The sequence below is a fragment of the uncultured Endozoicomonas sp. genome (assembly GCF_947495845.1).
GTDB lineage: Bacteria > Pseudomonadota > Gammaproteobacteria > Pseudomonadales > Endozoicomonadaceae > Endozoicomonas.
On record NZ_CANMAO010000047.1, the window covers coordinates 1 to 20,559 of the forward strand.

Here is a 20,559-nt window from a genome sequence, read left to right on the forward strand (position 1 = left end):
GCCGATGGTAGTGTGGGGCTTCCCCATGTGAGAGTAGGTCATCGCCAGGCACTAAATTACCCTTGAGTTCGCTCAAGTCTGTTTTGATCTCAGAGCCAATTGCTCTAAGACACGATTTAGTCTGAGAAACATAGAGCATTAGAACCACCTGATCCCATCCCGAACTCAGCAGTGAAATGATGCATCGCCGATGGTAGTGTGGGGCTTCCCCATGTGAGAGTAGGTCATTTTCAGACATAAAATATAAAGCCCTGATAGGTATCTATCAGGGTTTTTTTCGTTGTAGTTCATAAATAGTGATTTCCCACAGTCATTGAGTTTTCCATGGCTTCTGCCCTATCATGCAGCCACAACCATCAGATAAAAATAATTAGAAAAAGGAATGCTTGATGTATAAGCGATCATTACTTGTAGCCATTATTTCCGGTTTGTCTCTTTTGTCTTCAGTACAAGCCACTACACACTCACCCATGGTTGAAAATCTTTCGCAGGCTATCCGTTATCAAACCGTTAGCCATCAAAACCTTGATGCTATTGATTATGATGTATTTCTAGATTTTCATCGGTTCCTTGAGAATACATACCCATTGGTGCATCAACACCTTAAGAAAATCGTAATAGCAGACTACAGTCTTGTATATTTTTGGGAGGGTAAAGATTCCTCAATCCCTCCTGTTCTGTTTGACGCCCACTATGATGTTGTTCCTATTGAACCCGGAACAGAAGAAGACTGGCAGCATGACCCGTTTGCTGGTGTTGTCGCGGAAGGCTATCTATGGGGTCGTGGTGCACTGGACGACAAGGCCTCTGTAATTTCAACTTTTGAAGCGGTTGAGTCGCTTTTAGCTGATGATTATGAGCCTGAACGGACATTGGTCTTCTCATTTGGTCATGATGAGGAAATAGGTGGAAATGATGGTGCTGCAAATATTGCTTCGTATCTCAAAAAACAGGGGTATGACTTTGAATACGTTGTTGGTGAAGGTGGTCTAGTCGTAAATGGTCACCCACTTCTTCCTGGCAACCCTGTGGCTATGATTGGTTTGGCTGAGAAAAACTATGTAACCCTTACATTAAAAGCCTCTGGTGACGGTGGTCACTCTTCCATGCCGGTAAAAAACAACGCCATTGTTAACCTGAGTAAGGCGTTAACAACGCTGCATGAAAAACCGTTCAAAGCTCGTTTGGTTAAACCGGTTGCAGATATGTTGAAAGAAATGGGTGAACATGTAGGGGGTATCAATGGTTTTATGATGCGCAACCAATGGCTCAGTAAGCCAATTCTCCTTTCTGTTATGGGAGATGAGAAAACCAGTCAGTCCATGGTGCGTACTACAACAGCGGTGACGATGGTGAATGCAGGTATCAAAGAGAATGTTATTTCTCAGACGGCGGAAGCAAAAGTCAATTTCCGTTTATTGCCAGGAACCTCCGTTGAGCAATTGATCAGTGATGTAAAAGCATTGATCGATGATGAGACTATTGAAATTGTTGCGATGGGCTGGAAGAAAGGACCACCGATTGCTGATATGACAGCACCGGGTTATGGTCATCTTAAGACAGCCATCAATAAGGTATTGCCAGAGACTGTGGTGGTGCCCGGTATGCTCACTGCAACCACTGATAGTCCACACTATGCGCCGGTGTCTGACAATATATACCGGTTTCACCCCTTTACTCTTCATATGAAGCTGGTTGGCTCCATTCATGGCGCTAATGAGAGGATATCCGTTGACAGCATCAACACAGCATTGGAGTTGTCGAAGTCGCTGATTCGATCTTCAGGGAATCCTGATAGCTGATACTACTCCCAGCTACACATCCATCGCCTTTAATATTATAAGGCGATGGTTTTATTGTTTTTGTCTCTTCCTAAATTATTTTTTCTGTTAGTGAAGTTATATAAGGATACGGTAATTAAAAGGATAAATTACGAATAATTAAAACTAATCATCAGGCGATTCTTGAAAATAACATTTAATTTCAAAATGGATAAAAATATTTCAAGGGGTCTGTGTAAAATGAAATCAAATCAGGAAAAGAATAATAAACATGACGTGGCTCAGTGTATAACTCATAAACATTAGGCAAGATTAGCTCGCATAAAGATGTACCCACACGAACGATAATAAGTCACTTTCAGCGAAACAACTCAATCGTCGTATCTTGGGCCGGACACCAAAGCCGCGTAATAAAAGCTTGTAGGTGAACGGTATTATGCGTGTAGGCGTACATCACCCATTTATTTTGTTATGTACGGTACGTGTTAATGAACCCGCTTAAGAAGATTGTCCCCATAGCTTTGATTTTTATGGGGCTATTCTGTTTTCCTGAATTGGTCTTTCCTGAAGGTGTCTTTTCTGTCCTTCAGCAGCGGGTCATGGCTATATTTATTCTTGCCACTTTACTGTGGGTGAGTGATGCGGTTCCAGCGTTTGCCACTTCGTTGTTGATTATCATGTTGCTGGTGTTAACTACATCAAATAGCGCGCCTTTCCCACTCCGAGAAGGAATGGGTGAAGACATGCTGCAATACACAGCAATATTCAACAGCCTTGCTTCTCCGGTCATTGTTCTGTTTCTCGGTGGATTCTTCATTGCTCTCGCTTGTGCAAAGTACAAGGTCGATATAAATCTTGCCCGAGTTTTACTTAAGCCATTTGGCCAGAAGTATGAAGTTGTCATGCTCGGTGTCATGATCATCACTGCCGTGTTCTCTATGTTTATGAGTAACACAGCAACCAGCGTCATGATGCTGACCATCATGACGCCACTGGTTGCCAGAATGGACAGCAAAGACCCCGGCTGTCGTGCAATGGTATTAAGTATTCCTATTGCCGCAAACCTAGGGGGCATGGGCACCCCTATTGGAACACCACCCAACGCCATCGCATTCCGCTATTTTGTCGGTGAACATTCCCTGTCTTTCGGTGGTTGGATGCTGTTTGCAGTGCCTATAACTGTCGTCATGATTGGATTTAGTTGGTGGCTGCTGCAGAAAATGTACCCGTCCAATGGTGGTGATCTGGACGTTAAGATCGAGGGCCGTTTTGAAAAAGGGCTTAAGCCGTATATCGTTTATGCCACCATGGCGCTGACCATTCTGCTTTGGATGTTCTCCAGTGTTCATGGGATCAATGCTTACGCGGTTGCCATTATTCCCGTAGCGGTATTCAGCCTTTGCGGCATTGTTGATAAGCAGGATTTGAAACAAATCAGCTGGGATGTGCTCTGGCTGCTTGCCGGTGGTATTGCCATTGGTACGGCTCTGGCTACTTCGGGACTGGCAGAATTGATCGTTAGTATGGTGCCTTTCGAACAGTTTGGTGCGGTGGCCATTGTTCTCGGTATCAGTATTTTGTGTATGGTGATGGCGACGTTTATGTCTCACACTGCCACTGCGAACTTGTTAATGCCCATCGCCATTTCGATGTCTACCTCTGTTGCGAGTATTCAGGATATGGGTGGGCTAGTATTGATCGGTACCGCAGTTGCGCTGGCCTCTTCATTGGGTATGGGACTGCCCATCAGTACACCGCCTAATGCGCTGGCACATGCTACAGGCCTTGTAGATACAAAAGACTTTATCAGAACTGCGAAAGTGCTCAGTCCATTGGGAGTGCTGTTGATTTTTGCGGTGTTGATGCTGATGACTTGGTTAGGGTTATTCTGATTTCTTTAAGGCTTTACGTTTTCATCGTTCCCATGCAGTGAGGGTGTAAGTAGTTGACCACGTGAAATCATATTTTCTGACTAAGTGGACAGTCACTCTCCGGCGTTACAACTCCGGTCACATAGCTACGGCTATGCTCCCTGCGTTGTGCCTTGCATAGCAACTGCCCACTCAGCCAGAAATATTCGATTCCAAATGGTCAACTACTTAGCAAAACTCCAAATATCTCGTTCCCACGCACGCGAGGTTGTCGCAAAACCGCGTAGGTCGGTAATTCTGCAAGAATTGCCGACATCTCGTCGCGCTGTAGAGGCTGATTGTCGGCAACCCTGCTGTTACCGACCTACGAGATCTGTTTTTAAACACCTTTTGCACCGTTATCTTTGGTGTCGACGTCAGCCAGTAAGGGAGTTAATAATGTGAGCATCATGGCTGTGGTGGCCGTGTTACTCATAAACATTGAGAAGAACGCGGTAATCGCCATCAGGCCCAGCATGACTTTCTTATAGTCGCGGCCAATAGGTTTCAGTAAAACCCGGGCAAGGTTGATGTCCAGCTTATATTTGGTCGCCGCAATGGCAATAAAGAACCCTCCAAGAAACAACACGACAACCGGTGCAGCAAGGCTACTGAGAATCTCTTTGTAACTGAGCATGCTCTCAGGGTCTAACGCTGCTCTGAGAAAATAGGGGCTGGTATTGGAGACCGTGATGGACAGCATACCCAGTATTAGCAGAGACGTTGCATAGGCTGGTACAGCCTCAGAAACCCAAAGCAGGGTAGCCACAATAAAAATGGCAAGAACCCGTTGTTGCTCAATGGAGATACCAGCGATAGGAATAAACTCAGGTGGGAGAAAGAAAAGACCAAGAAACGTAGCCGTAATCAGTAACAGCTTAATTACAGGAGGCATAGACGTCACTATTCCTTGGGATTTTACATTGTTAGTGACGTCTATAGTGCATGGAGCCAAGGGCTTGTGTAATGAATCAGGTCAATAAAATCGCGTTTATAATGCGGGTTTGTGAGGAGTGATGGGTTGTTTGCTTAACCACTGTTTTTCCCAACCCAACAATGTATCAGCCGGCATCGGCCTGGCAATAAAATAGCCCTGAGCAATATCGCAGTTCAAATCGTGCAGCATTTGCCAATCTTCCTGCGTTTCTACACCTTCTCCAACGGTTTGCATATTCAACCGATGAGCAAGATGGATATTAGATTCCACTATGGCTTTATGAGCATCATCTTTACAGGCGTTAGATACGAAAGACTGATCGATTTTCAGTTCACTAAAAGGAATCCGGTTGAGCTGCTGCATACTGGCATACCCCGTACCAAAGTCGTCTATGGACAATGCAAAGCCATGAAGCTTAAAGCGGGCAAGGGTTTCAAGTGCCAGTGCGACATCACTGATTGAACTGCTTTCAGTGATTTCCAGATTAAGGAGAGCAGGCGGTATATTCATACCTCTGGTCTTTTTCATCAGTATATCTGGCAGGCTGGTGTTGTTTAACATCGTGGCTGAGATATTAATGCTGATGGGGATCTCTCTACCCTGCTGTTGCCAGGCCTTAATTTGAATCAGTGCCAAATCAATCATATTGATGGTCAGAGGTTCGATCATGCCGGAGCTTTCCATCATCGGAATAAAATGCACTGGATGTATAAGCCCAAGATCCGGGTGTTGCCAGCGAACCAACGCTTCCACGGCAATCAGTTGACCATCGTTTAATAATACTTTTGGCTGGTAATGGAGAATAAACTGATGTTGTTCAACGGCTTCTTCCAGCTCCTGTTCATTCAGTAACTGTTCGCGGGGCAGCAGCGGTTTGAAACTGTCAAATGTTTCACCATTGACATAAATTTCCAGCATTTCCCGCAAATGGTTTCTATGAATGGGCTTGGGTAAGTGGCCGAGGGATTTTAGCCCCAAAGCCTGAGACATATCTTCCACCGTACGAATGATCGAAGCATCCATTGCGCTGAGAACAATAACACCGTCCGCCAGTTTTTGATTCGCAAGGTGTCGGATGAACTCAATACCATCCATTCCAGGAAGGTCAAGGTCGCACAGCACTAAGTCTACCGGGCCTTTTTCCTGAAGTTGCTGTAACGCATCCTCGCTGGTTTCTGCGGTCAGTAATAATTGAATATTTAAGCCAGCCACGACTTGCTCAGCCACGAGCCGTTGAAATAGCTGGTCTTCGAGAATCAAGATGCGAAGTGAGGAGAGTTTGCTGTCCATAGCCCAACCTTAGAAAAGAATCCTTCATTCAGTATGGAGTAATTCGGTTGGAAAGTAAGTTGATTGAGGAAAGTCATAAGAAGAGAGCAGCTACCTGCATGAAGCAGGCAGCTTAAAGGGATCAGGAACCAGATTTGATCCGAGCCCATTCGCGGGTGATATAACGTTTTAGCTTGGATGGCAGCTCTTTGAAAACAAAAAGATTTTCTTTGGTTTCTTCGGTTGGGAAGACGCCAGGGTCTTTCGCTATCGAAGGTTCAACATACTGAACGGAAGCCGGATTCGGGTTGCTGTAAGTCACGTAGTTGGTCACATCAGCAATCACCTTTGGCTCCATCAGATAGTTCAGCATCTTGTGAGCCGCGTCTTTATGAGGCGCATCATTAGGAATCGCCAGCATATCAAACCACATGGCAGCACCTTCTTTTGGTACCACGTAGCGGATATCGATCCCGTTACCGGCTTCTTTGGCGCGATCTCGGGCAATCATGGCATCGCCAGACCACATCAGCGCAACACAAATATCGCCATTGGCCAGATCCGATAAAGAACGAGAAGAATGGTAGTAAGCAACGTAAGGAGCAATCTCCTTCATTTGTGCCGCCGCCGCCTTATAGTCTTTCATCTGCAGACTGTCGCCGGGAATACCAAGATAGGCCATCACAGAAGGAAGAACTTCGCTGGGCGCATCCAGAAAAGCGACACCGCACTGTTGCAGCTTCTTCATGTTTTCTGGCTCAAGAATCAGCGACCAGCTATCGACTGGCGCGTCTTTTCCCAGCACTTTTTCCACCGCGGCTTTGTTATAGCCAATGCCAGTGGTGCCCCACAGATAAGGAATACCGTAAGTGTTTTCTTTGTCGAAGTTATCCGAGATGCGCTTCATAATCTTCGGATCAAGATTCTTCAGATTAGGCAGCTTGGATTTATCCAGTGGCGCATAAACGCCGGCACGAATCTGTGTCTTATAAAAATCATGGGAAGGGGAAACCAGGTCGAATCCGCTGCGACCGGAAAGCAATTTACCTTCCAGTACTTCGTTGCTGTCGTATACATCATAAACAACGTCGATGCCCGTCTGTTCGGAAAAATTATCGACGGTATCTTCAGCGATGTAGTCAGTCCAGTTATAGAAATAAAGCTTTTCAGCCTTGTCGTCTGAGGCGTGAACCTGTGCAGCACAGAGTAGTGCGGCGACGATGAACATCTTTTTCATAAACGTGTCGCATACCTTAACAAGGAAACAGTTGGGAGCCGGATTATATAGAACCTAGTGGTTTCTACAAGGTACGTACCAGTATACCCGTCGCCTTTCAAGTTGCTACTTTGTTGGCTGCATTTATGCCCTCGGGTACTCGCTCACCCCAATCACCTACTACTCGTAGGCTCATGGGACCCGAGGGCCTAAAGGATTCACTCGGTTGCCGCCGCGTAGCAACTTGAAATCCTTTGGGTATAAACCGTAATCTCAGAGAGAAATTCCCTGCAGAACAACCAATCCCTGCGATACTGAAGGTGGTTGTTACGGACAGAGAATAAGTTCATGCATGCCTTCCGCTCCATCCTCCTTGCCATCACCCGCCAGCACACCAGTGAAATGGAACTGCGGCAAACCTTTCAATTAGCCAGAGACAACCGCGCCACTCTGTTGATTGCTATTTTCGATCAAAGTCTTGAAACCCTTCGCCGCCTGCAATTCATCCCCTTGGAGCAAAAGCTGGAAGATCACCTGAAGCAGCAGCTGGAAGAAGAGTTGGAACGCTTAAAGGAGCTGGCTTGGGAGCATGGCATAGAAGCACAAACCACCATTGTGTACGGTCGCCCGCGACAAACTATCCACGAAGTGATCCGAGAACACAGTATTGATCTGGTGATCAAACTGGCGGATGCCAGCGGTGCCTTGTCCCGAAAACAGCTCACTGGTAACGATCTGGCATTACTGAGAAAATGCCCGGTGCCCATTCTGATGATGGCAGATAGAGAACAGCTCCCCGAGTTCAGTGGCAAAATTATGGTCGCTATGGATGTTGGCAATGCTGATTCTGAAGTGCATACCCTGAATCGGACACTATTAAAATACGGTATTTATCTGGCCGCCCAGGAGCAGTCGGAATTGCACTTGGTCAGCGTCTGGAATATTCCCTTGCGCAAAGGTGCATTAAACACACTGTCGGATGAAGAGTTGTACGAACTTCACGAAATCACCCAGCGCCGTTATCACAACAAGCTGAAGGAGTTGATGGAGGAAGAAGGTTTAAATAAAGAAGAGCAGCTAAACGTGTCGATTCATGAGCTTCATGGAAAACCTGCACCGGAAATTCAGCAGTTGTCTAATAAGTTGAATGTGGACGTAATCGTGATGGGAACCATGTCTCAGCCAAGAAAAGGCATACTGGTAGGGAATACAGCAGAAAACATTATGAACAGTATTTACTGCTCAATATTGGCGGTAAAACCAGAAGGATTCATCAGCCCCTTAGAAAGGACTGATGAATAAAGGCGGCTTAGAAGCTGTTCATGATCTTTTGCGAATAGCGAAAACGAGGATAAAATGTTCCTGTTTTTCAGTTTTTTGAGGCGCATAGTGGCGCTACGCAACGAAGAAAACTGAAAAACAGGGGCGTTTTATCAACGTTTGCAGCTCGCAGAGAGATTGTGAACAGCTTCTTAAGGTTTAAGGCCGCTCATAAACTCGATGGCTACACCAATCTCTTCATCAGAGCAGTCCATGCAGGTTCCCTTGGGTGGCATGCTTTTGATGCCGTTAATCGCATTTGAAAGCAGGGCGCTGAATCCACCGGCTTTCTGCTCAGCGGCCTGCCATGCGGCTGCATCATTGGTCTTGGGAGCACCTAGCAAGCCCGTGCTATGGCAAGCGATACAATACTGACCATAAATCGCATCACCACTTCTCGGGCCACTGCTGGCACTGGCTACTGCGCCGGCGGCACTGGCACACTCTTCACCAGTCAGACACACAGAGCCCACCGGGGCAATACGTTCACTTATTTCACTACGGGTGGTTGAGTCCAGATCCGCAGCAGGTTTAGCAAAAACCAACGACGCGAATAGTCCCCCGACTAACAGAATCAAAGCACGCATATGAGTTCCCCGTGACACTCGCTTGTCCTCTTCTAAGGCAATCAGTGGTTACTTCTTATTGGCTAACTACTTCTGCCTTTTGTAACCGAATTATTTTAAGCAGAGGGATTATAGATCAATTGCCACACCTAAAACAGGGGTTTATACCGCGGGCGCTTCGGTTAACCGCTCTGGGGTTGTTGGTTGGTAAAAGCGTTCTGTTTTAATGTCTACCGAGGCGGGTAAAAAATCATAGACAGCCTAGAGGCGTATCAGTATTATTGTCCCCCGCTGGAGCTGCTCTCGTAAGCTCCACGTGCACCCGTAGCTCAGCTGGATAGAGCGCTGCCCTCCGGAGGCAGAGGTCAGAGGTTCGAATCCTCTCGGGTGCGCCATAAAAATCAATGACTTACCTATAAAATCCTCTTCATCTCCATACCGTTTAAAAATCCTGTGTCCCGAATGTGTCCCTTCAGAAACAATCGATTTTGGGTCAGTTTGGATGGGTACATCACAATATTGGCGAATGCATTTTCTGTACCTCAGATGACCTACATTCAGTACGAATTTGCCTGTACACTTCCCTCTAACCATTTTCCGCCAGCCGGACAAAACCCAGCCGTAACGTCGTCCTGTTTATGACCCACCGCTGCCGCCGGCCTTATTCCATTCCGCATTCAAGTACTGACCATGCCCAACACCCAAACGTCCAACAACCTTGCTGCTTTTATCTGGTCTGTCGCTGACCTGCTGCGGGGGGATTTCAAACAATCTCAGTACGGTCGCATCATATTGCCGTTTACCCTGCTGCGTCGTCTGGAGTGTGTGCTGGAAGCCAGCAAAGACGATGTGCTGGCCCAGTACGAAAAAGTCAAAGCCATGAACCTGCCGGAAGACGGTATGGAGAAAATGCTGCTGCGTTCAACCGGTGGGTTATCGTTCTACAACACATCACCCATGAACCTGTCGAAGCTGGGGCAGGGGGATATCAAATCCAACCTGGAAACCTACATCCAGTGTTTCTCAAAAGATGCCCGTGAAATCTTTGAACACTTCCGGTTCGATGAATTCATCGGCAGCCTGAACGAAGCTAACCTGTTATACAAAGTGGTGGGCAAGTTTGCCAACACCGATCTTAGCCCCACAAAAGTCTCTAACCACGATATGGGGCTGGTGTTTGAAGAACTGATTCGCCGGTTTGCGGAAGGCTCTAACGAAACCGCCGGTGAACACTTCACCCCACGGGATATCGTTCGCCTCACCACCTCCCTGGTGTTTATGGAAGACGACGATGCCCTGACAAAAGACGGCATCATCCGCACCATCTACGATCCAACCGCAGGCACCGGTGGCTTTCTGTCGTCGGGAATGGAATACGTTTACGACCTGAACCCCAAAGCCGTGATGCGTGCCTTTGGTCAGGAGCTGAACCCGGAATCCTACGCCATCTGTAAAGCGGATATGCTGATCAAAGGGCAGGATGTCAGCCGCATCAAACTGGGCAACACGCTTTCTAACGATCAACTGGTGGCGGATCAGTTTGACTACATGCTCTCTAACCCGCCTTTCGGTGTGGACTGGAAGAAGATCGAAGGGGACATCAAAGACGAACATACCGTCAAAGGTTTCGATGGTCGTTTTGGCCCCGGTCTGCCAAGAGTGTCTGACGGTTCGTTGCTGTTCCTGATGCACCTGATCAGCAAGCTACGTGATGGAACAGGCTCTTCACAACAGCCGGGCGGTCGTATCGGCATCATCCTCAACGGTTCACCACTCTTTACCGGCGGTGCTGGCAGCGGTGAAAGTGAAATACGCCGTTATATTCTCGAAGCCGATCTGCTCGAAGCCATTGTCGCTTTGCCCACGGATATGTTCTACAACACAGGCATTGCCACTTACGTCTGGGTGCTGACCAACAAAAAAGCCAGCGCCCGTAAAGGTAAGGTGCAACTGATTAACGGCGTCAACCTGTGCGGTAAAATGCGCAAGTCGCTGGGTTCCAAACGGAACATCATGAGCGACGATGACATTAAAACCATCACCCGCTGTTTCGGTGCTTTTGAAGCGCTAGAGCCGCAGGTGTTGAATAAACCAGCAGAGCAGAAAAGCAACCGTGGTCGTCAGTCTGCTAATGCCAAGGCAGAAGCACCGAAAACCTTTGCCAGCAAAATCTTTGATCACCACGAATTCGGCTACCGTCGCATAACCATCGAACGTCCGCTGCGACTCACCGCCCAGATCACCAGCGACGCCGTTGCAGGGTTACGGTTCGCTCCCAAACCGTTCAACAGTGTTATGCGTTGGATTCACGAAGAGTTCGGCGATGATTGTCACCAGCACCTGACAGCCAACGAAACCGTCATTCGCGCCAAAATCAAAGCCGACTTCAAAGAGCTGAAAGAAAAACAGATCAAAGAAGTGCTGGATAGCAAACTCTGGCTATTCCAGCTTGGGCTGATGAAAAAAGCAGAAACTCTGCAAACCAACATTGGCAGCGAAGAGCATAACGACTTCAACCAGTTTGAAATCACCCTGAAAGCCGCCCTGAAGCAAACCAGCACAGCACTGGATACCAAAGAGAAAAAACAGTTTCTGGATGCCATCACCCGCAAGAATCCAGAGGCTGAACCCGTAGTTAAGAAGGTTCTCAAAGAGGAAGCACAGCCTCTATACGGCGCCTTCGAATACCAAGGTAACGTCGTCGAATTCCAGCAGGACGGCGACTTGCGGGACAACGAAAACGTGCCCCTCGATCCATCCGTCAGCACCACCACACTGATCGAAACCTACTTCAACCGGGAAGTGGCGCCCCATGTGCCCGATGCCTGGATCAATGCCGACAAATGCGACGAACAAGACGGCGAGATCGGTATAGTCGGTTACGAAATTCCCTTCAACCGACACTTCTACCAGTACCAGCCTCCACGGGCGCTGGAAGCCATTGATGCGGATCTGGATGCCGTCAGTAAACGGATTATGACGCTGCTGGCAGAGGTGCATTCGTGATAACAGAGAACAAAGCTCAATTTACGCAACAAGCTGTTTCGCAATTTGGGCAACAGCTTGTTGCCCATTTAAGCCAACAGACTGTTGGCCAATTGGTGAATGGTTTCGTTCGTCACTCCAGCGTACTCACTTGTCATTCCCGCGAAGGCGGGAATCCACAAAAACTACCCGCAACAAACCAACCCGGAGTAAGCCAATGAGTTCGGTGCAAATGGATTCCCGCCTGCGCGGGAATGACGGCGGGGAGAGTGGTGTCGTTATGGGTAGATACACGGCGTATCCGGAGTATAAAGATTCTGGATTAGAGTGGATTGGCCAAATGCCAACTGACTGGAAAACGGCATCGCTTTCCAAATTATTTAGTATTAAAGCCGGTGGCGACTTAAAAACTGAGTTTTTTTCGGAGATAAAAACAGAACAATACCCTTACCCAATTTACACAAATGCTAACGATTTAGGTGCTGTTTATGGGTATACCAGTAACAGTATTTTTACCAAGAATGCAATAACCGTCAGCGGCCGAGGGGAAGTTGGCTTTGCCGCATATAGAGATCATCCTTTTGATGCAATTATTCGTCTACTTGTGTTGTCTCCATTTAAAGGTCATGATTGTAGGTTCTTTACGTATTTCATCAATTCGGTCATAGATTTCCGTGTTGAGAGTTCAGCAATAGGACAGCTCTCAACACAGCAGATTTCACCATATAAAGTGGCATTCCCAGTATTTGAAGAACAAACCCAAATAGCCAACTTCCTCGACCACGAAACCGCCAAAATCGACACCCTAATCGAAGAGCAGCAATCCCTGATCCGGCTGCTGAAAGAAAAACGACAGGCGGTGATCAGTCATGCCGTCACCAAAGGTTTGAACCCGCAAGCACCAATGAAGGATTCCGGTGTGGAGTGGCTGGAAAAAATGCCCAAACATTGGAATGCTGGTCGCCTTACATATCAAGTGGATTTATTAGTTGACGGAACACACCACAGTCCTGAAAGCTATCCCGAAGGCGACTACCTATATATAACAGCAAAAAATATTAAAGAGCATGGTTTCGACTTATCTAATATTTCATATATTTCGTCGTCTGATCATAAGGATATTTATTCTCGCTGTTCAGTTAAAAAGAGCGATGTTCTTTATATTAAGGATGGCGCTACAGCAGGAATTGCAACGGTTAATGACCTCGAAGAAGAGTTTTCTTTACTTTCCAGTGTTGCGCTCATCCGGCCTCGAAAACACATTTTACGGTCAAAATACTTAAAGCATCATTTGAATGCTTCTGTCTTTAAGGATGAAATGCTAAACCGGTTAAGTGGTGGGGCAATGACAAGATTTACCATTGACGGCATATCAAGGTTTAGCATTCTCATTCCACCACTCGAAGAGCAAGATGAAATTATTGAGCTTATTGAAGATAAATCATTAAAGATGGACACTTTGATCAAGCAGGCCGGTCAAGCAATCAGTTTCATGGAAGAACGCCGCACAGCCCTAATCTCCGCCGCCGTCACCGGTAAAATCGATGTCCGCCACTGGCAACCAGCATCACAACAAAAACAACAACCCGCAGCAGAGGCCACCCCATGAGCAAAACACCCGCTTCACGGAAAGCGCCAGACCCTCTGTTCGGCGAAATCAAAGATCTGATCCAGTCTGCCAAACAGCGGGCAGCGGTGGCGGTGAATGCCGAGCTAACCTTGCTTTACTGGCAGGTTGGGCAGCGCATTAATACCGAAGTGCTGAAAGGTGAGCGGGCCGATTATGGCAAGGAAATCATCACTGAACTGGCCAAACAGTTAACAGCCGCTTTTGGCAGAGGGTGGAGTAACAAGCAACTCCATCACTGCCTCCGTTTTGCGGAGACGTTTCCTGACCCGGAGATTGTCTCCGCAGTGCGGAGACAATTGAGCTGGACTCATATAAAAACACTGATTTATATCGATGATGACTTGAAAAGAGAGTTTTATTACCTGATGGCAACGCAGGAAGGCTGGTCAACCCGCACTTTGCAGGATCGTATGGGGAGCCTGATGTATGAACGTACCATGCTGTCCAGAAAGCCGGAAAAAACCATAGAGCATGACCTGACCCAATTGCGGGGCAACGGCAAGATTAATGAAAGTTTTGTTCTGAAAGATGCTTACCTGCTCGATTTTCTTGGCCTGAATGACACGTTCGTTGAAAAAGATCTTGAAGACGCCATCTTGCGGGAAATGCAGCATTTTCTGTTGGAAATGGGCATGGGCTTTACTTTTGTCGCCCGACAGCATCGGGTTCTGATTGACGATGACGATTTTTATATCGATCTGCTGTTCTACAACAGAAACCTGAAACGGCTGGTTGCCATTGAATTGAAAAAAGGCAATTTCAAGGCCGAATATAAAGGCCAGATGGAGCTGTATCTTCGCTGGCTGGATAAATACGACCGTCAGCCCGGTGAAGAATCGCCTATCGGCATTATCCTTTGTGCAGGTAAAAAGCAGGAACAGATTGAACTGTTGGAATTGGATAAAAGCGGCATCCATGTAGCAGATTATCTGACCAACATGCCTTCCAAAGAGTTACTGGAAGAACGCTTTCAGCAAGCCATTCGCAACGCCCGGCAACGCATTGAGCATAAAAGTGGGGAGTAATCCATGAGCAAGGATGCCACCAGAGAATCCAACTTCCAGAACGACATCATCGCCCAGATGCAGACGAATGGCTGGCAGTTAGGCAGCGGCGATCAATACCACCGGGAAACTGCCCTCTACACCAGCGATGTGCTGGGCTTTGTGCAGGAAACCCAGCCAAAAGAATGGGCAAAGTTTTGTAAGGTGTTCCCCACGGATTCGGAACAGCACTTTATCAATCACCTTGTAGCGCAACTGAAAAAGGCTGATCCCAACGCCATTGATAAAGACCTGCGCAGTTACGGCACTCTTGGGGTTTTGCGCCACGGGCTGAAGATTCGCAATGCCCGGTTTTCTCTGTGCCAGTTTATGCCGGAACATACGCTGAATCCGGAGACACTGGTTCGCTATCAACAGAACCGTTGTCGTATTGTGCCGGAGTTGGTGTATTCGCCTTATGCGACGGCAGAGCATCTTGCGGATACTGGCAAAAAGGCAAAGGCGTGGCGGATTGATCTGGTGCTGTTTGTGAATGGTTTGCCGGTGTCGACTCTGGAGTTGAAATCGGAGTTTAAACAATCCGTCGATAATGCCATTCGCCAGTACAAAACCACCCGCTTACCGAAAGACCCGGAAACCAAAAAGCCGGAACCTCTGCTCACCTTTAAGCGGGGCGCACTGGTGCATTTTGCCGTGAGTCAGTACGAAGTGTATATGGCCACCAAACTGGCGGGCGGCAATACCTGGTTTCTGCCGTTTAATAAAGGCACGGCAGAAGGCGGTGCCGGTAACGATGCACCGGAAAATGAACAAGACTACGCCACCGGTTACCTGTGGAATGAGGTGCTGACGCCGGATAACCTGCTGAACATTATTGGCCGGTTTGTTCATCTGGAAATCAAAGAGGTGGAAGACGCCATTGGCCGGAAGTCGAAAAAGGAAATCCTGATTTTCCCCCGTTACCATCAATGGGATGTGGTGCGCAGCCTGATCGGTGCCGCCAAACAGGAAGGCACCGGCAATAAGTATCTGGTGCAGCACAGCGCCGGTTCTGGCAAATCCAACTCCATTGCCTGGGCTGCTCACCAGCTCTCCACCCTGTACGATCCGGCTGGCGAAAAGATGTTCCACTCCATCATCGTGGTGACCGACCGCACGGTGTTAGACGACCAGTTGCAGGACACCATTTATCAGTTTGAACACGCCGATGGTGTGGTGGGGCGCATTAACCGGAAAGAAGGTGACGGTTCCAAATCCGAAAAGCTGGCCGCAGCGCTGGAAAATGCCCAGCCGATTATTATTGTCACCATTCAAACCTTCCCCCATGTGCTGGATGCCATTGAAAACAGCGCCAGTTTGAAGAAACGCCGTTACGGAGTGATTGCCGACGAAGCCCATTCATCTCAAACCGGTGCCACGGCACGAAAGCTGAAAGAAGTGCTGATGCTGGAGGCGACAGAAGGAGACGATGATCAGCCGATGTCGTCTGAAGATATTCTGGACGCCACGATTATTGCCCGCAAAGGCAGCGCTAATCTGAACTATTACGCGTTCACGGCAACCCCGAAAGCCAAAACATTGGAACTGTTTGGTCGTCTACCTGACCCGACACAACCGGCTTCTGAAAGCTCTTCACAAAAGAATGTGCCAGAAGCCTTTCATGTGTATTCCATGCGGCAGGCCATTGAGGAAGGCTTTATTCTCGATGTGCTGAAGAACTACACCAATTATCAGGTGGCTTACCAACTGGCCCAGAAAGTGACCGCTGCGGATACCGAGGTGGACAGCAAAAAGGCCAAGGTGAAACTGGGCCAATGGGTGCGCCTCCATGAGTACAACATTGCCCAGAAAGTGAAGGTGATTGTCGAACACTTTAAAGACAATGTGATGGGGCTGCTGGGTGGTCAGGCCAAGGCGATGGTGGTGACCAGTTCCCGCAAAGAGGCGGTGCGTTATAAACTGGCGTTTGATAAATACCTGACTGAGCAGCAAAGCAGTATCGCTGTGATGATTGCCTTTTCTGGCGAAGTGGAATTCCAAAAGAACGACCCGGACAGTCTTACGTTGCTAGACCAGAAGTTCACCGAAAAAAATATGAACCCGGCGCTGAAAGGTCGGGATATGCGCAAAGCCTTCGACACCGACGATTACCAGCTTATGCTGGTGGCCAATAAGTTCCAGACCGGTTTTGACCAGCCCAAACTCTGCGCCATGTATGTGGACAAACCGTTGGGCGGCGTGGAGTGTGTGCAGACGCTTTCCCGCCTGAACCGAACGTATCCCGGTAAAGAAGTGACGGGCACCTTTGTGCTGGATTTTGTGAATAAACCGGAAGAAATTCTGGCGGCGTTTCAACCTTATTATCAAACGGCAGAACTGGCAGACGTTTCTGACCCGGAGAAGATTTTTGAACTGTACGAAAAACTCCGTGCCAGTGGCATTTTCACTTGGAACGAAGTGGAACGGTTCTGCGATGCCTTCCTGACCAAGAACAAAAGCAACGCAGCGGTGGGCAATATTTGTAAGCCAGCCGTGGAGCGTTGGCAGAAACGATACAGTTCAGCCATTGACGCGTATCTTCTGGCAAAGGAAATGTTTGAACGCACCAAAAAGACCAAAGATGCGGTACTGATTGCCAATGCGGAAAACAGCTTTAAAGACTGTAAAAAAGAGAAAGACGCCCTGGAGATTTTCAAAAAGGATCTGGGCAGCTTCACCCGCTTCTATGAGTTTATGTCGCAAATAGTGGATTACGACGATAAAGAACTGGAAAAGCTCAGCCTGTACGCCCGCTACCTGCGTCCGCTCCTGCGGGAAAAGGCGGTTCAGGAAGATGAGATTGATCTGGATAACGTGGTGATGAGCCATTATCGTTTATCGAAAATACGACAGCAGGACATTAAGCTGCAGGAAGACAGTCCGGAATATAAGTTGGAACCGGGTAGCGATGTGGGCACAGCTAAGGCGAAGGATAAGAAAGAAGAGTTTATGTCACAGATTGTGGCGCGGCTGAATGAGCTGTTTATTACCGATAATCTGTCAGACGGGGACATGATTAATTTTCTCCACACAACTACCAGCAAAGTGGCAGAGAATTCAGCGGTCATGACCCAAGTGAAAAACAATACGCCAGAACAGGCTCTGCTGGGTGACTTTCCAAAGGCATTTGATGATGCGGTCATGGATTGTGATGAAGCCCATCAGGAGATGATGATGCAGTATCTTTCAAACCCAGCTCTGGCTGAAAGTTTGAAACGGTTGGCATTTGAGTTATTGAAGAGGTGATGAATGGCTATTCAACAGGGAATCTGGAAAATGGGCATAACGCCACAAAAGCTCAGAACCGTGCCTTTAGATAATGAAAACCTGCTTGAAGAACAGGTTTGCCATGACATTTCTATACTGAGTTCAGACTGGTTGCTGATTGGTAGGCAGGTACGGACAGCTTTTGACAAGCTGATCGATTTACTGGCTTTGGATGCCAACGGCTCGGTCATCATCATCGAATTAAAAAGGGATAAAACGCCCCGAGAGGTTGTAGCGCAAACGATTGATTATGCATCCTGGGTTGTGACGCTGAAGCCAGAGCAATTGGTCGAAATATATCAGGACTTTATTTTAAAACACCCGGTTCATGATAATGGTGTTGAACGACTATCCAGTCTTGATCAGGCGTTTCAGAACAAATTTGGCTTATTGCTTAGCGATGTTGCTTTGAATGAATCCCATCAAATGGTTGTGGTTGCAACTGCGCTGGATGCCAGTACCGAACGTATCATCAACTATTTGAATGACTATGCGAATCTACCAATCAATGCAGTATTCTTTGCCGCTTTTGCAGATGGTGAAAATCATTATTTAAGCAGGGCGTGGATGATTGATCCGGATGAGACCCAAGAACGTGCGGTATCTCAGGGAGCAAAGGAGGCATGGAATGGTGAATTCTATATTTCCTTTGGCCATGATGGAGATGATCGTCATTGGAGCGATGCAGTTCAGTATGGTTTTATTGCTGGTGGCGGTGGACACTGGTATTCCAAAACACTCGATAAGTTGAACGAAGGCGACAGAGTTTGGGTGAATATTCCCAAGACAGGGTATGTTGGTGTCGGCATTGTTGCTGGAGAAAAGTGTCGTTTAGAGCAGTACGCATTTGCTGACCATAAAGGTCAGACGTTATTAGAATTGCAGACAGAGGGAGACTACAGCCTGCTGTCGAAAAGAGATGAAGATACCGCAGAGTACCTGGTACCAGTGAAGTGGGCGTATACCGTTAAGTGTGATAATGCGTTTTCTGAAACAGGCCTATTTGGCAATCAGAATACGGTTTGTGCTCCCCGGACACCTAAGTGGAGGCATACTGTTGATCGGTTGAAGCAGGTTTGGCAGATAGAGTGAGAAAAAAGGCAGTGCCTGCTTCCATATGTGCGGGCGCGCCTGACAATAGATTACTGTTAGTCTGGTGTAGAAAGATTAAGGCATCGATCCATCATCACTTTGGTCGTGCTAGTCCTGTTCTTCTTTATTTACAGCAAAAAAGAAGTACATGGCTCAATTATCGTACACTCATGTCAATTATTCGGTGTTTGTCACATTTACCTCATTTTTCTCTTGGGCGTTTTTTGTAGGGAAGAAGAAAAGAGCAATCGTACCTAGAGGAAAGCTGATAAGAGCACCTGCGATCCAATTTGCCAAAAGAACCAGAGTCAAGCCGTAGCGAAGTTTAAAACCGGCATCTCGAACCCTCATCGCATGTTGCACAAAAAGCGAAATAAACATCGTAAGAGCTAATACCAAAATGGGTGCTTGTAAAATCCAGCCCCACACGCTGAGCGTTCCTGCAGGTGAACCTTTTATCCTGAAAACAAGCCATAACCAAAGACCTGCGACAAGATAGCCCAAGAGAACAGCAAGCTGCTTGAAGAAAAACTGGGTACGGGTAATCGGTGTTTTGGGAAAATAGTAGTTCAATAACTTCTTCATTCAGGTCTCTGGAAGAAAATGTAAAAAAACTTTGTACCTGCCTGGATAAAGCCGGACAAGCTGGTAAATATACTACCGTCTCTTTTATTCAAGAGATTCACTTAAACAGTTCGGCTAAAAGCCATATGGCAAATGCCCCAGGTGTTTTCCAAAATTATTTGATGATGCCTTCATGAGCTGTGATGAAGCCCCGCAGGAAATGGTGATGTAGTACCTGTCGAACTTGGAATTGGCCCGTGGGTTTGCACGGGTAGTGTTTGATATGTTGAAGGGGTGAGGCGGCATCACCCAATGGGGGAGATCAATACTAACCAAGTGCCGTTTGGTGTCTAGGATGGTGGTCTCCCAGCAGGAATCTTTTGATTTGTTGAGTATGTATGATTACTGAAAGTAGTAACCACCCAATAAGCCTGTTTAAATTCAGAGCAGGCAATGAAAATGATTTGGATGCCCTTCATCAGGATTATCTTTGGTTTCCTTCCTATGATGAATTAAATGATCCATTTGAAGGTAGAGCATTCATTGATAGTTCCTGTATTGATAGCTCGTTGTATAAGGCATTTCGTGAGAAGTGGAATGAGACGCACAAAGGAACAAGTGAGAGGCATGCTTGTGACAATACTCTTGACGATAAAGCTTTTGCACTTCAATGGTTCAACATCTATGTAGGTACATGGCGTCAAAATACAGCAATATTCTCCGCTGCGAAGGCTTACCAGTATCCTCCTCCCGAGACGGAGCCAGAGCATGTTCTCGGTTCCATGGCATTTTGGGGGCACTATGCTGACGGCTTACGGGGTTATTGCATTGAGTACAATTTTCAACAGCTTCTCAAATCATTAGAGCGACATAGACACAACAAAAATATAGGCACAGCCGATGCAGCCACTCCCGATGAATATGCGACACAATCCATTATCAGAAAATTGTCGTAAGCACTATTTGATAGAACAATGAA

General features: G+C 47.2%; 14 protein-coding genes, 1 tRNA gene and 1 rRNA gene. 11 read left to right on the forward strand and 5 right to left on the reverse strand.

What is annotated here, in order from left to right; translation table 11 throughout:
• Window positions 1-120: 120 nt before the first annotated feature.
• From rrf to Q1B11_RS19260, 3 genes are all read left to right on the forward strand, one after another.
• Window positions 121-236 (forward strand): 5S ribosomal RNA (gene rrf / locus Q1B11_RS19250).
• Window positions 237-389: 153 nt separating this feature from the next.
• Window positions 390-1,802 (forward strand): M20/M25/M40 family metallo-hydrolase, encoded by a 1,413-nt coding sequence (locus Q1B11_RS19255; RefSeq protein WP_299735452.1) that lies wholly within the window; start codon window positions 390-392, stop codon window positions 1,800-1,802.
• Between the two features lie 509 nt (window positions 1,803-2,311).
• Complete coding sequence (locus Q1B11_RS19260) at window positions 2,312-3,673, forward strand: SLC13 family permease (RefSeq protein ID WP_299735478.1); 1,362 nt, start codon at window positions 2,312-2,314, stop codon at window positions 3,671-3,673.
• Between the two features lie 358 nt (window positions 3,674-4,031).
• On the opposite strand, the gene Q1B11_RS19265 is transcribed toward Q1B11_RS19260, so the two are convergent.
• The 3 genes from Q1B11_RS19265 to Q1B11_RS19275 form a co-directional block, all read right to left on the reverse strand.
• Window positions 4,032-4,586: an SLC13 family permease gene (locus Q1B11_RS19265; protein ID WP_299735453.1), complete on the reverse strand. Its 555-nt coding sequence runs from the start codon at window positions 4,584-4,586 to the stop codon at window positions 4,032-4,034.
• Between the two features lie 96 nt (window positions 4,587-4,682).
• Window positions 4,683-5,918 (reverse strand): EAL domain-containing response regulator, encoded by a 1,236-nt coding sequence (locus Q1B11_RS19270; RefSeq protein ID WP_299735455.1) that lies wholly within the window; start codon window positions 5,916-5,918, stop codon window positions 4,683-4,685.
• A 121-nt stretch (window positions 5,919-6,039) separates the two neighbouring features.
• On the reverse strand, window positions 6,040-7,134 hold the full coding sequence (locus Q1B11_RS19275; protein ID WP_299735457.1) for a polyamine ABC transporter substrate-binding protein: 1,095 nt from the start codon (window positions 7,132-7,134) through the stop codon (window positions 6,040-6,042).
• A 327-nt stretch (window positions 7,135-7,461) separates the two neighbouring features.
• On the opposite strand from Q1B11_RS19275, the gene Q1B11_RS19280 reads away from it, so the two are divergent.
• On the forward strand, window positions 7,462-8,415 hold the full coding sequence (locus Q1B11_RS19280; protein ID WP_299735461.1) for a universal stress protein: 954 nt from the start codon (window positions 7,462-7,464) through the stop codon (window positions 8,413-8,415).
• A 170-nt stretch (window positions 8,416-8,585) separates the two neighbouring features.
• On the opposite strand, the gene Q1B11_RS19285 is transcribed toward Q1B11_RS19280, so the two are convergent.
• Window positions 8,586-9,020 (reverse strand): c-type cytochrome, encoded by a 435-nt coding sequence (locus tag Q1B11_RS19285; protein WP_067583089.1) that lies wholly within the window; start codon window positions 9,018-9,020, stop codon window positions 8,586-8,588.
• A 297-nt stretch (window positions 9,021-9,317) separates the two neighbouring features.
• Between Q1B11_RS19285 and Q1B11_RS19290 the strand changes: the two genes are divergently transcribed.
• From Q1B11_RS19290 to Q1B11_RS19315, 6 genes are all read left to right on the forward strand, one after another.
• A tRNA-Arg gene (locus Q1B11_RS19290) sits at window positions 9,318-9,394 on the forward strand.
• Between the two features lie 295 nt (window positions 9,395-9,689).
• Complete coding sequence (locus tag Q1B11_RS19295; RefSeq protein ID WP_299735464.1) at window positions 9,690-12,005, forward strand: class I SAM-dependent DNA methyltransferase; 2,316 nt, start codon at window positions 9,690-9,692, stop codon at window positions 12,003-12,005.
• 196 nt (window positions 12,006-12,201) lie between these two features.
• Entirely contained in the window at window positions 12,202-13,593 is a 1,392-nt protein-coding gene (locus Q1B11_RS19300) for a restriction endonuclease subunit S (protein ID WP_299735466.1), read from the forward strand.
• Window positions 13,590-14,639, forward strand: coding sequence for a PDDEXK nuclease domain-containing protein (locus tag Q1B11_RS19305; RefSeq protein WP_299735469.1), 1,050 nt, complete (start codon window positions 13,590-13,592; stop codon window positions 14,637-14,639). Before Q1B11_RS19300 ends, Q1B11_RS19305 begins: the two co-directional genes overlap by 4 nt.
• A 3-nt stretch (window positions 14,640-14,642) precedes the next feature.
• Complete coding sequence (locus tag Q1B11_RS19310; RefSeq protein WP_299735470.1) at window positions 14,643-17,903, forward strand: DEAD/DEAH box helicase family protein; 3,261 nt, start codon at window positions 14,643-14,645, stop codon at window positions 17,901-17,903.
• Between the two features lie 3 nt (window positions 17,904-17,906).
• Window positions 17,907-19,016, forward strand: coding sequence for a hypothetical protein (locus Q1B11_RS19315; protein WP_299735472.1), 1,110 nt, complete (start codon window positions 17,907-17,909; stop codon window positions 19,014-19,016).
• Window positions 19,017-19,193: 177 nt separating this feature from the next.
• Here the strand turns inward: Q1B11_RS19315 and Q1B11_RS19320 are convergent, their stop codons facing one another.
• Window positions 19,194-19,601, reverse strand: coding sequence for a hypothetical protein (locus Q1B11_RS19320; protein WP_299735474.1), 408 nt, complete (start codon window positions 19,599-19,601; stop codon window positions 19,194-19,196).
• A 377-nt stretch (window positions 19,602-19,978) separates the two neighbouring features.
• Here Q1B11_RS19320 and Q1B11_RS19325 point away from each other — a divergent pair, with 377 nt between their 5' ends.
• Window positions 19,979-20,536 (forward strand): hypothetical protein, encoded by a 558-nt coding sequence (locus tag Q1B11_RS19325; protein WP_299735476.1) that lies wholly within the window; start codon window positions 19,979-19,981, stop codon window positions 20,534-20,536.
• Window positions 20,537-20,559: the final 23 nt, after the last annotated feature.